The organism is Microbacterium panaciterrae (genome assembly GCF_039541635.1).
GTDB classification, from domain to species: Bacteria; Actinomycetota; Actinomycetes; order Actinomycetales; family Microbacteriaceae; genus Microbacterium; species Microbacterium panaciterrae.
In genome coordinates, this window is record NZ_BAABGP010000018.1 from 1 (window position 1) to 14,090 (window position 14,090).

Annotated in this window: 18 protein-coding genes; 9 read left to right on the forward strand and 9 right to left on the reverse strand. The window is 67.7% G+C overall.

Going from position 1 to position 14,090, the window contains the following annotated elements; translation table 11 throughout:
- From ABD882_RS12700 to ABD882_RS12715, 4 genes are all read right to left on the reverse strand, one after another.
- On the reverse strand, positions 1-1,268 hold a 1,268-nt coding region (locus ABD882_RS12700; protein WP_345187475.1), incomplete at its 3' end, for an ISL3 family transposase.
- 88 nt (positions 1,269-1,356) lie between these two features.
- The gene (locus ABD882_RS12705) at positions 1,357-1,764 is read right to left on the reverse strand and encodes a restriction endonuclease subunit S domain-containing protein (RefSeq protein WP_345187478.1); all 408 of its coding nucleotides are present in this window, start codon (positions 1,762-1,764) and stop codon (positions 1,357-1,359) included.
- A complete protein-coding gene (locus ABD882_RS12710) occupies positions 1,761-2,651 on the reverse strand; it encodes a restriction endonuclease (RefSeq protein ID WP_345187480.1) in 891 nt (296 codons plus the stop codon). The genes ABD882_RS12705 and ABD882_RS12710 overlap by 4 nt, the downstream gene beginning before the upstream one ends.
- 29 nt (positions 2,652-2,680) lie before the next feature.
- Positions 2,681-4,249 carry a type I restriction-modification system subunit M gene (locus tag ABD882_RS12715; RefSeq protein WP_345187481.1) on the reverse strand — a complete coding sequence of 523 codons (1,569 nt, stop codon included), beginning with the start codon at positions 4,247-4,249 and terminating at the stop codon, positions 2,681-2,683.
- A gap of 131 nt (positions 4,250-4,380) precedes the next feature.
- On the opposite strand from ABD882_RS12715, the gene ABD882_RS12720 reads away from it, so the two are divergent.
- A complete protein-coding gene (locus tag ABD882_RS12720; RefSeq protein WP_345187483.1) occupies positions 4,381-4,656 on the forward strand; it encodes a helix-turn-helix domain-containing protein in 276 nt (91 codons plus the stop codon).
- Positions 4,657-4,798: 142 nt separating this feature from the next.
- The gene (locus tag ABD882_RS12725) at positions 4,799-5,140 is read left to right on the forward strand and encodes a hypothetical protein (RefSeq protein WP_345187485.1); all 342 of its coding nucleotides are present in this window, start codon (positions 4,799-4,801) and stop codon (positions 5,138-5,140) included.
- Between the two features lie 95 nt (positions 5,141-5,235).
- Here ABD882_RS12725 and ABD882_RS12730 read toward each other — a convergent pair whose 3' ends face one another.
- Both ABD882_RS12730 and ABD882_RS12735 read right to left on the reverse strand, forming a co-directional pair.
- Positions 5,236-5,808, reverse strand: coding sequence for a dual specificity protein phosphatase family protein (locus ABD882_RS12730; protein ID WP_345187487.1), 573 nt, complete (start codon positions 5,806-5,808; stop codon positions 5,236-5,238).
- Positions 5,805-6,158: a hypothetical protein gene (locus tag ABD882_RS12735; RefSeq protein ID WP_345187489.1), complete on the reverse strand. Its 354-nt coding sequence runs from the start codon at positions 6,156-6,158 to the stop codon at positions 5,805-5,807. Before ABD882_RS12735 ends, ABD882_RS12730 begins: the two co-directional genes overlap by 4 nt.
- Before the next feature lie 84 nt (positions 6,159-6,242).
- Between ABD882_RS12735 and ABD882_RS12740 the strand changes: the two genes are divergently transcribed.
- From ABD882_RS12740 to ABD882_RS12770, 7 genes are all read left to right on the forward strand, one after another.
- The gene (locus ABD882_RS12740) at positions 6,243-6,821 is read left to right on the forward strand and encodes a sigma-70 family RNA polymerase sigma factor (RefSeq protein ID WP_345187491.1); all 579 of its coding nucleotides are present in this window, start codon (positions 6,243-6,245) and stop codon (positions 6,819-6,821) included.
- A 181-nt stretch (positions 6,822-7,002) separates the two neighbouring features.
- Positions 7,003-7,932, forward strand: coding sequence for an MIP/aquaporin family protein (locus ABD882_RS12745; protein WP_345187493.1), 930 nt, complete (start codon positions 7,003-7,005; stop codon positions 7,930-7,932).
- 150 nt (positions 7,933-8,082) lie between these two features.
- Positions 8,083-8,355 (forward strand): type II toxin-antitoxin system Phd/YefM family antitoxin, encoded by a 273-nt coding sequence (locus ABD882_RS12750; protein ID WP_345187496.1) that lies wholly within the window; start codon positions 8,083-8,085, stop codon positions 8,353-8,355.
- Positions 8,356-8,778: a type II toxin-antitoxin system VapC family toxin gene (locus tag ABD882_RS12755; protein ID WP_345187498.1), complete on the forward strand. Its 423-nt coding sequence runs from the start codon at positions 8,356-8,358 to the stop codon at positions 8,776-8,778.
- Positions 8,779-8,973: 195 nt separating this feature from the next.
- Positions 8,974-9,210 carry a CopG family transcriptional regulator gene (locus ABD882_RS12760; protein ID WP_345187499.1) on the forward strand — a complete coding sequence of 79 codons (237 nt, stop codon included), beginning with the start codon at positions 8,974-8,976 and terminating at the stop codon, positions 9,208-9,210.
- Complete coding sequence (locus ABD882_RS12765) at positions 9,207-9,641, forward strand: TA system VapC family ribonuclease toxin (RefSeq protein ID WP_345187502.1); 435 nt, start codon at positions 9,207-9,209, stop codon at positions 9,639-9,641. Before ABD882_RS12760 ends, ABD882_RS12765 begins: the two co-directional genes overlap by 4 nt.
- A 222-nt stretch (positions 9,642-9,863) precedes the next feature.
- Positions 9,864-11,381, forward strand: coding sequence for a dicarboxylate/amino acid:cation symporter (locus ABD882_RS12770; RefSeq protein WP_345187504.1), 1,518 nt, complete (start codon positions 9,864-9,866; stop codon positions 11,379-11,381).
- A gap of 134 nt (positions 11,382-11,515) precedes the next feature.
- Here the strand turns inward: ABD882_RS12770 and ABD882_RS12775 are convergent, their stop codons facing one another.
- From ABD882_RS12775 to ABD882_RS12785, 3 genes are all read right to left on the reverse strand, one after another.
- Positions 11,516-11,833: a type II toxin-antitoxin system PemK/MazF family toxin gene (locus ABD882_RS12775; protein WP_345187505.1), complete on the reverse strand. Its 318-nt coding sequence runs from the start codon at positions 11,831-11,833 to the stop codon at positions 11,516-11,518.
- On the reverse strand, positions 11,833-12,066 hold the full coding sequence (locus ABD882_RS12780; protein WP_345187507.1) for a ribbon-helix-helix domain-containing protein: 234 nt from the start codon (positions 12,064-12,066) through the stop codon (positions 11,833-11,835). Before ABD882_RS12780 ends, ABD882_RS12775 begins: the two co-directional genes overlap by 1 nt.
- 284 nt (positions 12,067-12,350) lie before the next feature.
- Positions 12,351-14,090: a cation:proton antiporter gene (locus ABD882_RS12785; RefSeq protein ID WP_345187510.1), complete on the reverse strand. Its 1,740-nt coding sequence runs from the start codon at positions 14,088-14,090 to the stop codon at positions 12,351-12,353.

Consider the following 14,090-nt stretch of genomic DNA (forward strand, 5'->3'; position numbering starts at 1 on the left):
TCGAGGAGACTTCGCGCGATGTAGTTGGTGAGGTTGCGGAAGCCGAGGGCGGAGCCGCGGAGGTGTTCCAGTCGGCCGTTGATCGCTTCGGTCGGTCCGTTGCTGGTGCCGGGTCGGTCGAAGAACGCGAGGATGTCGGCTGCTCGTTGCTTCAGTGTCCGGCCGAGCTTGCAGACCTCGACGAGCGCCGCAGGGACCCCGGCGGTGACGGAGTCGATCACGGCCTGCATGAGCTGCTTCCCGAGCTTCTTGTCGGGTTCACGGTAGGCGACGATCAGGCGCTGATAGATGCCCCAGGTCGCTTCGACTTCGACGTGCTCCTCGGCCGCGAACAGCGCCTCGAGGCGGTCGCGTTGCTTGTCGGTGAGTAGGCCGGTTCCGGTGTGGAGGGTGCGGCGGGCCTTGTAGAGGGGGTCGTTCTTCATCCCGCGTCTGCCGTGGAGGTCCTGCTGGACGCGGCGGCGGCAGACGTCGAGGGCGTCGCCGGCGAGGCGGACGACATGGAACGGGTCCATCACCGCGACCGCTTTCGGGAGCTCTTCTGCGGCGGCGGTCTTGAAGCCGGTGAATCCGTCCATCGCGACGACCTCGATCCCGTCCCGCCATACCTTCGGTCGCCCGGCAAGCCACTGCTTGAACGCGGCCTTAGAACGCCCCTCGACCATGTCTAACAGCCGCGCGGGGCCTGTCCTGTCGCGGTTCGGGGTGAGGTCGATGATCACGGTGACGTACTTGTCACCGAACCGGGTGTGCCGCCAGACATGCTCATCGACACCGATCACCCGGACCCCGTCGAACCGGTGCGGGTTATCGATCAGCCGCCGGCGGCCTTCGGAGAGGACCGCGCTGTTCGCGGTGTGCCAGGACACCCCCAGCCCTGCAGCGACACGCGCCACGGTGAGATGGTCGACCACGATCCCGGCGAGAGCCCATCCGAGCCCTCCCCGGGAGATCTTTGCCCGCGGTGGCGCCGCCTTCGTGGTGTCTTCTCGCCAGACCTTCCCGCAGTTCTCGCACCGGTAGCGGCGCACCCGGATCAGCAGCGTGGTGGGCCGGTGCCCGAACGGTTCGTGCGCGAGCCGACGGGGCACCGTGTCCCGCAGCACTCCTTCGGCACCGCACTTGCGACACCACGGATCCGGCTCGACGACACGGCACTCGATCACCGCCCGATCCGGCTCCAGGATCTGGCCGACGGCCTCGAGGCCGAGTTCGTCGAGGCGGCAGAAGGTGGTGAGGCAGGGCGCGGCGAAGGTAGCGTGGAGCACGTCGAGGTCTTCCGTCGGACGGTCAGTGTGAGAACTTCCATCCTGGAAGACCTCGACCCCCATCCGGCAATCGCCGCACGCCCCCGACCTACACCCCCAAATGCGAAGAGCCCATTTCTTGTAGCATCGGCACTTTTGTGAGCAGGTAATAGTAGACAAACTTCTGATCGATTCTCGATTCCGTGATCGAGTAGGACCAGAGTTCAGACTTGTGGGTAAAGGGCTTTGCGTAGAATTCCACATCGATATGCCCGCGCGACTTCACAATGATGCTCGGCACACGGATTATGTCCTTGGCAGGGATAGCATCCTCGCTGACATCCGCGACCGTCTTCCCTCCCGCGAACACCCGAATCGGCCCGGGGACCAATCCAAGCGACTTCATCTTCGAAGCCGTGATCGGCGTGCCTTTGTTGCGTATTCCGAGAGAACCTAAAGCCTCAAATTCAACTCCATCGGGACACAACTCCGCAATCAACTCATCCAGGCGGCTCATGCGAAGAAGTCCTCGTCGATCTCAACGATCTCGTGGGTCTTGCGCACCTGCGTGCCGACCTTGAACCTGATCATGAGTTTGGTGAGCTCATCGCCGTCGATGAGGACGATGCGCGTCGGCGACGTCCGCACCACATCGTGGGCACCTTGGCTGAAGCGGCTGGTCGTGATGAAGACGCCACTATTCGCCTGGCCGTGCACGGCGCCGAGAAAGCCGCGCACCTCCGGCGCCTGCACAGAGTTCGTGGCGGCGTAGCGCTTGGCCTGCACGTAGACGCGGCTGAGTCCGAGGATGTCTTGATCGACGACCCCGTCGATCCCACCGTCGTGCGACAGCTGCGTGACGAGGCCCCGACCGTTCGCGCCGCCGTAACCCATCGCGAGGAGCAGGTCGATAACTGCGCGCTCGAAGAATTCAGGCTCCTTATCGCGGAGGCGGGAGAGCAGCTCCGAAGAGACGTCAGCGTTGATCCGGTCGATACCCGCCTCGACCTGTTCGACGGGTGTCTTGGATGATTCCTGTACCGGAGCGTCGGCCGACTCGGGCCGCTTGCGTGGCGCCGTCGACGCATACTCGCGGATCGCCGAGGACGGGTCCGCTCCCAGTGCCTTGATGTCTTGTTCCGCCACACCGTCGGGAAACTGCGCGAGAACTTGCCGCCCCGCGTCGGTGATCGTGTAGTGCCCCCGTGCGGGGCGCTCGAATGCGCCGACGTTCGCGAGGAACGACAGCCCCCAGCCGATGCGGTTCTCATAGAGTTTCTGCCCCGACGACAGCGTGATCTTCCTGTCGTCATCGCTGAGGCCCACGATGTCGGCAACGCGAGGGCACAGCTCGCGTCGTGTCCGCACAACGCCGTCGCTCAGCACCCGGAGCGTCGGGATCATGAAGCCCTCCCAATTGGGCATCTCCGTCGTCACTTCGCGCCCTCCAGATCCGCGACGATTGCATCGATCGACAGCCGCAACCCCGCCTGACGTGCGACGATCCGCGCGATCTCGGCGTTGAGCTCCGTGATGTCGACCACCTCACGCGTGTCCTCGGCCTCGACGTAGCTCGAGACCGCGATGTTGTATCCGTTCGCGCCGATATCGGCGTTCGAGACGAGGGCTGCCAGGTAATCGACCTTCTTGCGCGCGGCGAAGGCGTCGATGATGGTCTGCCGGTGATCGGTCGTCAGCTTGTTCTTGTTGCCAACCCGGGTGAGCTCCTTCGACCCATCGATGAACAGCACCGCATTGTCCGTCTTGGACTTCTTCAGCACGATGACGCACGTCGCGATCGTTGTGCCGAAGAACAGGTCCGGCGGCAGCTGAATCACCGCGTCGACGTAGTTGTTGTCGATGAGGTACTTGCGGATCTTCTGTTCGGCTCCGCCCCGGTAGAGAACACCCGGGAACTCGACGATCGCCGCAGTCCCGTTCACCGCGAGCCAGCTCAAGATGTGCATCGTGAAGGCGAGGTCGGCCTTCGACTTCGGGGCGAGCACGCCAGCGGGAGCGAAACGCTCATCATTGATGAGGAGTGGATTCGCGTCACCGTCCCACTTCACGGAGTACGGCGGGTTGGAGACGATCGCCTCGAACGGCTCGACGTCCCCGTGCATCGGATCCAGAAGCGTGTCGCCATGCGCGATGTCGAACTTCTCGTAGTTGATGTCGTGCAGGAACATGTTCATACGCGCGAGGTTGTACGTGGTCAGGTTGATCTCCTGCCCGTAGAACCCCTGACGGACGTTCTCCTCGCCGAGCACCTTCGCGAACTTCAGCAGCAGCGATCCGGATCCGCACGCCGGGTCATAGACCTTGTTGACCGCGGTCTTGCCGAGCACAGTGATCTGCGCCAGCAGTTCGGACACTTCTTGAGGCGTGTAGTACTCGCCGCCTGACTTGCCGGCGTTGGCTGCGTACATCTGCATGAGGTACTCGTAAGCGTCACCGAACAGGTCGATCGAATTGTCCTGCAGGTTGCCGAGCGGAAGATCTCCGATCGCATCGAGCAGCTTCACGAGCTTTTCGTTGCGCTTCGCGACGGTGGCACCGAGCTTGTTGCTGTTCACATCGAGGTCGTCGAAGAGTCCCTTGAAGTCGTCTTCGCTGGCCGTGCCGAGCGCGGATCCTTCGACGTCCCGGAAGACCTGTTCGAGCGTCTCGTTGAGGTTGTCGTTGGTGGCGGCGCCTGCGCGAACGTTGACGAACAGCTCGGACGGCAGGATGTAGAAGCCCTTCTCCTCGACCGTCGCTCGACGACCGAACTCAGCGGCCTCGTCCGGAAGCGTGACGTAGTCGAACTCGAGGTCGTCGTTCTCGTGCTCTCCCTTGTTGACGTATGCCGTGAGGTTCTCGGAGATGAACCGATAGAACAGCAAGCCGAGCACATAGGTCTTGAAGTCCCACCCGTCGACGGATCCGCGCAGATCGTTCGCGATGCGCCAGATGGTCTTGTGCAGCTCAGCGCGTTGGGCTTCCTTAGTCGTCGGTGACATGGATGTGGGGTCCTCCCGCGCGCGGCTACGAAGCAGCGCAGGGTGGCGCGCATGCCCTCATCCGGGCTCGGTACTTGTACCCGGGTGCGTTAACCCTGGCACAAGTGACGGACATTCCGGACCCTTGAGGGATGCCCCGCGTCGCCTCGCCTGCTGCCGCCCATATCGGGGCGCGGATCAAGGGCGCGCGGGAGTCGTCGACGATGACGCAGGACCAGCTCGCGGTCGGCAGCGAGATCGACTCGTCGAACATCCGCGCCTACGAAGCCGGGCGGGCGCTGCCGAACCTTCAGTCACTCGTCCGCATCGCGGAGGCTCTGAAAACGCCGGCGGGGTACTTCCTGGAGGGGCTGACGTTCGACATGTTCCCGGTGACCCACGCGGACCGGCGGCGTCGCAAGAGCTGACCGCCGTGGCGGGCCCCTCGACAGGCTCAGCGGCCGGAGAGTGCTCAGGCGCTTCGACAACCCCAGCGCCCGGCACCCCGGATCCGCACCACGCCCCCGGATCGCCTATCAACCTCCTGTGAGCGCGCTTAGCGTGGACTCCATGAACATCGACCGGAAACCGCGCACCACCCGCCTGCTCATGGCGATCCCCGCCATCGCCCTCGCCATCGGGCTCGCCGCCTGCTCGGGCGGAGGATCCAGCCGTCCCAGCACCGACCAGGTCGCCGACGGCCTCTACAAGGTGCTGCACGACGGCGCCGGCAGCACCAACTTCACGAAGGACGTCGCGAAGTGCGTGGCGAAGGACCTGGTCGCCTCGAAGCTGTCCGACACCACCCTGAACTACATCGCGAAGGGCGAGGACAAGCAGTCCAACGAGGCCGACAAGACCCTCACCACGCAGATCGTGCAGCAGTCGCTGCCCACCTGCATGGGCAAGTGAGGCGGATCCGATCCGGTCGGGGCGGCTGACGCGGGCGACCTGTCCTCGGGCGCTTCGACAGGCTCAGCGACCGTGTCGCCCGCCCCGGCCACCCATCAGCTCGCCAGCCGGATCGCCCGCGCCATCGGCAGCGGATTCGCCGCGCGCCAGCGACGCACCCGAGCCCGCGTCTCCGTCCGTACCGCGGCGGGCGCCCCGATGCGGTCGAGGTTCCACGCGACTGCATCCTCCGCGTACGCCATGACCGCGACCGGCCTCGCGTCTCGGATCGCGGTGAGCGCCTCGACCGCGTCCCAGCCCTCGCGCAGCAGCACCGCGAAGCCCGCGCTCGGGCCGCGGTTGACGCCCATGTGGCAGTGCGTCAGCACCACCCCGCCCGCGGCGATGGCGGCGTGCGTGCCGTCGGTGATCCGCTCGAACCACTCGCCCGGCACCCGCTGACCGGCGTCGTCGATGCCGTCCCAGCGGTACTCGACGCCGGGAACGCAGCTCCAGAGCTCCTCCTCGGCCTCGATCCGGCAGTCCAGCACGTACCCGACACCGCCGACCCGCACGAGCTCGACCGCGTCGGCGACCGCGCACTCGATGTCGCGCGGCAGATCTCCGCCGACGGCGAGGAACTCCGTCACGAAGTCGGCGTTCGCCCGCTCCAGCTGCGGCCGGCTCATCGCAGACCGCCGTACATGACCGTGGTCTCGGCGAACGCGTTCTTCCACGACCACTGATCCATCACGTACATCCCGAACTCATGCTCGCTGAGTTCGAGCTCGTCGTCGACCGACATGCGCGCCATCGCGAGCACCCGGTCGTAATCGTCGGTGTGGTCCTCGGGCTCGGGCAGACCGAGGTACTGGTCGACCCGGCGCCCCTGCGCCACGTGACGCAGGCGCCGTTCCAACTCGGCGATGAGGCGCCGACGGTAGCCCTCCAGCGCCTGGTCGAACGCCGCGCGATGCCCTTCCCGATTGCGCGCGACGGCCTCGATGAAGTCGTCCCGGCGGACGGTGATGATGTCCATGATGTGCTCCTCTCTGCGGCGCCGGATGCGGCACCTGATAATGAAGACGCACGGCCCACCGTGCAGGGGACATCGGAGGCGGAAGTGGCCAATCACGAACGGAACCTCACCCAGCCCGCCGTGCGATCCGATCCGATCTACCAAGCCGCCAAGCGTGCGGTGGGCCGGCGGTCGCGCGAGTACGCCGATATGTTCAGCCGAGAGGATCTGCAGGACCTCACGACGGACGTCTGGTCCAGGTATCACCAGGCGTGGACCCACGGCCGCGCACCCGAGAGCATCGCCGCCTGGATGTCGACCGTCGCCTCTTCGGCGGTCGTCGACGCGCTGCGCCGGCGGCGGGTCCGCCCCCGCGCGGCCGCCCTGCCCGAGGACGACGCCGAGGCCGAGGCCGTGCTCGCCGACGCCTTCGTCGACCTGCGCACTCCGTCGGCGCAGACGCATCACGCGCTGCTGCTGCGGACCGCGCTCGCCCGGCTCGCCGAGGCGTATCCGGACGACCCGCACCTCATCGAGCTGCGCCACCTGCGCGAACTGCGCAACGCCGAGATCGCGGCCGAGCTCGGCGCGAGCGAGGAGACCGTGAAGAAGCGCCTCCAGCGCGCCACCGAGCGGCTGCTCGCGATCCTCACCGCGATGACGGACGTCGACGACCGCGGGTAGCGGATCCGGGTCGATCGGTCAGGATCCGCCGCCGAAGCGCAGACACCTCGGACGTGCCGGGCGGATGCTCTGGATTGCCCCCATTGCGCAACCCTTCGGGGAGTGGTAAAGCGAGAAGTGGGCGTTGGCTGACCACCGCGACCCGCGCAATGGTCGTTGCCGACGATCGAAGGAGGTCATCGTGAGCACCATCACCCCGATTCGAAACGCATTGCGGACCGGAGCTCCACTGAAGCGACTGGGAGGGACGTGGGGAGAACTCCTCGCCGAGTTCCTCGGAACCTTCATCATCCTCGCGTTCGGAGACGGCGTCGTCGCCATGGCTGTCGCGGCGCTGCCCGGATCCGGTCGCGCCCAGACACCGACGACCATCTTCCTCGCCGCCGGCGACTGGCTGCTCATCGCCTGGGGCTGGGCCTTCGCCGTCACCTTCGCGATCTACATCGCCGGCGGCGTCAGCGGCGCCCACCTGAATCCGGCCGTCACGCTCGCCTTCGCCGTGCGGCGCAAGTTCCCATGGAAGAAGGTGCTGCCCTACTGGGCGGCCCAGCTGACCGGTGCATTCGCCGGAGCGGCGCTCGTCTATGCGGTGTATTTCGAGGCGATCGACGCCTTCAACAAAGCATCGAAGACCGCACGCGACGCGTCCGGCGGACTCGCGACGTTCTCGATCTTCGCGACGTTCCCCGCTCCCTACTTCGGCGGCAACAACTGGGGTCCGTTCCTCGACCAGATCGTCGGCACGATGTTCCTGCTCATGCTCATCGCCGCCATCGTCGACGAACGCAACATGGGCGGGTTCGCCAAGCACCTCGCCCCGCTGATGGTCGGCCTCGCGATCGCCGCGATCGGCATCTCCTACGGCGCCAACGCCGGCTACGCGATCAACCCGGCCCGTGATCTCGGCCCGCGTCTGTTCGCCTGGCTGGCCGGCTGGGGGCAGGTCGCGATGCCCGGCACTGTCGACGGATCCTTCTCGTGGTACTTCTGGGTTCCGATCGTGGGGCCACTGATCGGTGGCGTGATCGGCGTGGTCATCTACGACCTGTTCATCGGCGATGTGCTGCACTCCCGCGAGGCGGCGGAGAGGATCGCATCGGGCGGTCGCTGAGCCTCAGCGATCGTCCGGGGTCGGCCGGGTGAGACACCAGATTCTGCATGAGACATCGCAGCTGGTGTGGTGTCTCATGCAAAAAGCGATGTCTCGCGGGCTGTGGCCCGTCGGCAGGCTCAGGGACCGAGATTGTGGCTATAATCAATCATGACTATCGCCACAATCGGGATCCGTGAACTTCGCGACGGGCTCAGCCGTCACCTCGCCGGGGTGCGCGGGGGCGATGAGATCGTCGTCACCGACCACGGTCACCCGATCGCCCGCATCGTGCCGATCAGTGCAGAATCGGGCATCGAGGCCCTCGTGCGCGCCGGCCTCGCCACGATGCCCACGGCTCCGCGACGCACCGACTACCCGGCGCCGATCAGGGTCGATGGACTCGTGAGCGACCTGGTCGCGGAGAGCTCCGGCAGGTACTGAGTGCTCGCCTATTTCGACACATCGGCCGTGGTGCCGTTGATCATCGCCAAGCCCACGAGCGCGCAGTGCGCCACGCTGTGGGACGCCGCGGATCTCGTTGCGACGTCATCCCTCACGCTCGTGGAGGTGCATGCGGCGTTGGCGCTCGCGCAGCGGAGGGGACGCATCGACGACGCCCGCCGCCGGGCGGCACTGGAGAGCTTGCACGGCCGTTGGGCCGCGATGGCTCACGTCTTCCCTTCGGAGGCGATCGTCCGCCATGCGGCGGAACTCACCGCCACGCAGGGCCTTCGCGGGTACGACGCGATCCACTGCGCCACCGCGCTGGCCCTGGACACACCCGACTTCGTCGCCGTCTCCAGTGACCGCACACTGCTGCGCGCGTGGGCGGCGCTCGGGATCCCGACGGCTGTCTTCGATTGACAGCACCGAGCGCGGCGCTGGCCGAGCCGGGCGGAGGCCCGCGTTTCGTCTCGCTGCTCCTTCGTCGCTTCTCGCTCAACGACCCCGAGGAAGTATTGGGGTCGCGACGGCCGAGACGAAACGCGGTTGTCCCTGCGGGCGACCCCGTGGCGACAGGTGATGCAGACGTCTGTGTACTGGAGTATGCTGATCTGCATGCGTACCACCCTCAATCTTCCCGACGCCCTCGCGCAGGCGGCGAAGCAACGTGCCGCCGCCGACGGCATCACATTGACGAGCTTCATCGAGGAGGCACTGCGCGACCGGCTCGACAAAGAAGGTCTGCACGCAGCCCGAGTGCCGCTGCCGACGTTCACCCCGAAGACGCCGGGCGCCCTCATCGATCTCGATGACAAAGACGCCCTCTGGGACATCCTCGACCGGAGCGCGTGACGGTGCTGGTTCCCGACGTCAACATCCTCGTCTACGCCTTCCGCACCGATTCCCCCGCGCACGATGTCTACCGCGCATGGCTCAACGAGGCGGTGGCCACCGACCACATCGGACTCGCCGACACGATCGTCAGCGGCTTCGTCCGTATCGTGACACACCCGCGAATCTTTGAGGATCCCGCTCCTGCGGCCGCGGCCGTCTCGTTCGTGCGGCATCTGGTCGATTCGCCGCGGACCGGCTGGCTGCCCACCGGCGCGGCCGCGTGGGATGCGTTCGAAGAGCTGACGGCCACAGACCACGCGATCCGTGGCAACCTCGTCCCCGACGCCTACATCGCCGCGCTCTGCATCGCCAATGGCGCGCGTCTCGCCACCCGCGATCGCGGATTCGCCCGATTCCCGGGGCTGCGCTGGTTCGACCCCGGGCAGTGACCCGCGGAACGAGTCGGCGGTTCCGACGGGGCCGCCGTTGGTCTCGGTCGTCGCTGCGCTCCGTCCTCGCTCGACGACCCCGGAGAGGGCGGATCCGGCGGCCGTCATCCCGCGTCACGGACCGGACCGGAATATCAGCGGACGCATAGCGTTGAAGAATCCGGCGCATCTTCGCGCCGCCCCTCTCCGGCGCATCTCGGTGCGCATCGACTTGGAGTCTCCATGAGCACCACCACCCCCACCGCGCGGCGCCCGAAGGCGCCGGACACGCGCGGCCCCGTTCGCAAACTGCTGACGTCGTTCGGCTTCCAGATCCTCGCCGCGCTCGTGCTCGGCATCGCCGCGGGCCTCATCGGCCGCCAGCTGGGCGCCACGCATGACAACCCGACCGTGCTCTCGGACACGCTCGGCAAGATCGGCGGATCCTACGTCACGCTGCTGCGCGCGGCCGTGGTCCCGCTCATCTTCACCGCGATCGTCGCGAGCATCTCGAACCTGCGCCGCGTGCAGAACGCCGCACGCCTGGCCGGCCAGACCATCCTCTGGTTCGCGATCACCGCGTTCATCGCCGTCTCCATCGGCATCGTGCTCGGCGTGACGATCCAGCCGGGCGCGCATGCGGGCACCGACCTCGTGAAGGGCGCTCCGCCCACGGTCGGCACCTGGTGGAACTTCCTGCTCGGCCTGATCCCGCAGAACTTCCTCGGCATCGGCGTCTCGAGCGCCGCGGACCCGACGGCGGGCGGCGCCATCACCTCGACGGTGAACTTCAACGTTCTGCAGGTCATCGTGGTCGCCGCGGTCGTCGGCATCGCCGCCCTCAAGGCCGGCCGCAGGGCCGAGCCGTTCCTCGTCTTCACCGAGTCGCTGCTCAAGGTCATCCAGCGCGTGCTGTGGTGGATCATCCGGATCGCCCCGCTCGGCACCTTCGGCCTGATCGGATCCGCGGTCATCAACTACGGCTGGGACAAGCTCACCTCGCTCGCGTGGTTCACCGGCGCGATCTACCTCGGCCTCGCGATCGTGATGTTCGTCGTCTACCCGATCCTGGTGAAGTCGCACGGCCTGTCGGTCAAGCAGTACTTCACGGGTGTGTGGCCCGCGGTGCAGCTCGGCTTCGTGAGCCGCAGCTCGATCGGCACGCTCCCGCTCACCGAGCGCGTGACCGAGCGCAACCTCGGCGTGCCGCGCGGCTACGCCTCGTTCGCCGTGCCGCTCGGCGCCACCACGAAGATGGACGGCTGCGCCGCGATCTACCCGGCCCTGGCCGCGATCTTCGTCGCCCAGTTCTTCCACATCGACCTGAGCATCATGCAGTACCTGCTGATCGTCATCGTCTCGGTGGTCGGATCCGCCGCGACCGCCGGCACCACCGGCGCGATCGTGATGCTGACCCTCACCCTGTCGACCCTGGGCCTGCCGCTCGAGGGCGTCGGCCTGCTGCTCGCGATCGACCCGATCCTCGACATGGGCCGCACCGCGGTCAACGTCGCGGGTCAGGCCCTGGTCCCGACGATCGTCGCCAAGCGCGAGGGGATCCTCGACCTCGACCTCTACAACGCTCCGCGGGGCGGCCTGCCGTTCGCCGAGGACATCGAGGACGAGGCACCCGAGTCCGTCGAGTCCGCCTCCGACGAGGCCGCGGTCGGATCCGCTGACGCAGCCACCACCGGCTCGCCGGACGATGCCGCCGCGGCGGCCGGATCCGCCGACGCGACGGAGACCGCCGCGGTGCGCTGACCTGCCCGCACGACCTGAGGCCCTCGGATCCGATCGCTGGATCCGAGGGCCTCGTCGTGTGCGGCGCGTGTCGTCTCGGTCGTCGTTGCGCTCCGTCCTCGCTCAACGACCCCGGGGGACGGGACACGCGCAGATCAGGAGTCCATCAGCGGGATCTCGAGGTCGTAGGCCAGCACCAGCGCGTGGGCGAGCAGACGCTCTTGATCGTCGCTGAGGAAGCCGATCGTCCGTCCCAGCCGATCCGCCGGGATCGTCAGCACGTTGTCGAGCGACACCGCGCAGTCGTGGTCGAGCCCGTTGCGCGGCCCGAGCGGTAGCTCGCTGCTGAGCCCCTTGACCGTCGAAGTGATCGGCGCGACCGTGACCTTCGTCATGGCGGGTCGCGCGGCCTCGCGCGTGAGCACCAGCACCGGCCGGGTCTTGTCGAGCCGGGCGAGGCAGATCTCCCGCATCAGTCCGAGATCTCCGTGTTGTTCGCAATCCACTCGACGAGGCCATCCAGATCGTCGGCGGCGCCGTCGCGGCGCAGGATCTCCACATCGCGTTCGGCGAGCATGCGGCGCATCTCCCGTTCCAGCGCCGACGCCACCAGCTCGGCGCGACTGCTGACGCGCCCCGCGGCGACCTCGCGGTCGAGGAACGCGACGACCGGATCCGGCAGACGCACGGCGATCTGAGTGCTCATCCCCTGAGTCTACGCCAGTGCATCCCAGTTCGGGATGCACTGTCGAAAATGCCGCGCACCGCGGAGCCCGCCCGCTCGGAGGGGGAAGACGCCGCTCCCGCAGCACTCCCGGCAGCGAAAACCATCCCCGCGAGAACGGGACCGCCCGCCGAAGATGAAACCCGCTCCTTCCCGGCCCCTCTCAGCGGCGAATTCCATCCCCGCGAGATTTCGCCCGAGCCCAGGCCCGGTCCCCCCAGAACCGGATCTGCCGGGATCGGATCCGCCGGCTCCTCCCGCCGACCTCAGCGCTCCCCCGGCCCGGTCGCGAGGCGGGTGTCGAGGGCGAGCTCCTCGGCGTCCATCGCGGTGATGAGCTCGCGCATCACCTCCTCGTTGAGCTCGCCGGCGTCGCGTTCGGCGATCAGCACGTCGCGGCGCACCTGGAGCCACCCCTTCGACAGGCCGATCAGCTCTTCCCTGCTCGGCCGCGGCGCGTGCGCCTCGTCCCGCGCCTGGGTCGTGTCGCGTTCGATCCGGGTGAAGCGCTGCACGAACCGGTCGAATCCGGCGAGCCCCTCGGGCCCGTGCTTCTGCTCCCAGGCCGTGCGCTTCGCAAGGATGAAAGCCTTGCCGGCCTCGCGCGTGCGCGCACGCGCCTGGGCGAGCTGACGGCGATCCTCTTCCTCCTCGTCGGTCACGTCGGCGACGCCGAGGCCCCGGATCAGGATCGGCAGGGTCAGCCCCTGCAGCAGCAGCGTCGCCACCGTGACGAGGAAGGCGACCACGACGATCGCGTGCGCGGCGTCGGCGTCGAGCCCCGCCAGATCCGCTGCGGCGAGCGCGGTCGCCAGCGTGACGACCCCGCGCATGCCCGCCCACGAGATCACCGCGTTGTCGCGCCAGCTCAGCTGCGACTCGCGGAGCCGTTCGCGCAGCTGCTCCTCACTCGGCCTCCTGACCGACCAGCCCCGGCGTCGGCGCTTGTCCTCGACCGCCTGCATGCGCTGCGCGAGCTGCCCCGATGCCACCGCGCGCTCGAACTGGCGCAGCCGGAGCCGCGACCAGAACACTCCCCACGCCGATGCCGGGTACACGAACAGCGGCCGCACCAGCAGTACGACGAGCAGCACCGCCGCCGACAGCCACAGCACGCCCGCGACGTGCGTGCCACCGAGCTCCGCGATCACCGGCGGCAGCTGCAGGCCGATGTACGCGAACACGAACGACTCCAGCAGGAAGTCCGCCGACAGCCAGATCGGCACCTCCTGCATGCGCGTGGAGTAGCTCGTGCGCGGAGCGTTGTAGCCCACCACCAGCCCCATCGCGACGACCGCGAGCACCCCGGATCCGTCCAGGTGCTCGGTGATCGCGTACACCCCGAACGGCGCGAGCAGCCCGAAGGTGCCGATGACGACCGGATCCGAGATCCGCATGCGCAGGTGGTGCATCCCGAAGCCGGCGACCACGCCGATCCCGACGCCGACGACGACTGCGACGACGAACTGCCAGATGCCGCCGCCGAGGGTGATGGTCGCGGTGCCCGCCACGATCACCGCGAACACCCGGTACAACGTGAGCGAGGTCGCGTCGTTGATCAGGCTCTCGCCCGAGAGCACCGTCATCACCCGGCGCGGCAGACCGAGCCTGCGCCCGATCGCGGCGGCCGAGACCGCGTCGGGCGGAGCCACGATCGCGCCGAGCAGCAGGGCTCCGGGCAGGGTCAGCGACGGCATGATGAGCCAGGCGACGACGCCGACCGCGGCCGTGGTCACGACGACCAGGCCGATCCCGAGTCGCCGGATCTGCGGCATGCTGCGGCGGAAGCTCACGAACGACACGTCGAGCGACGCCGAGTACAGCAGCGGCGGCAGCACGAGGTTCAGCAGCACGTGCCCGTCGATCCGCAGGTTCGGCACGGCCGGGATGAACGAGACCGCGAGCGCCACGACCGTGACAAGCAGCGGCGCCGGCCACCCCCGACGCCGCGCGATCGCCGCGACGATGACCGATCCGACCAGCACGTAGAAGATCTCGGGATCCAT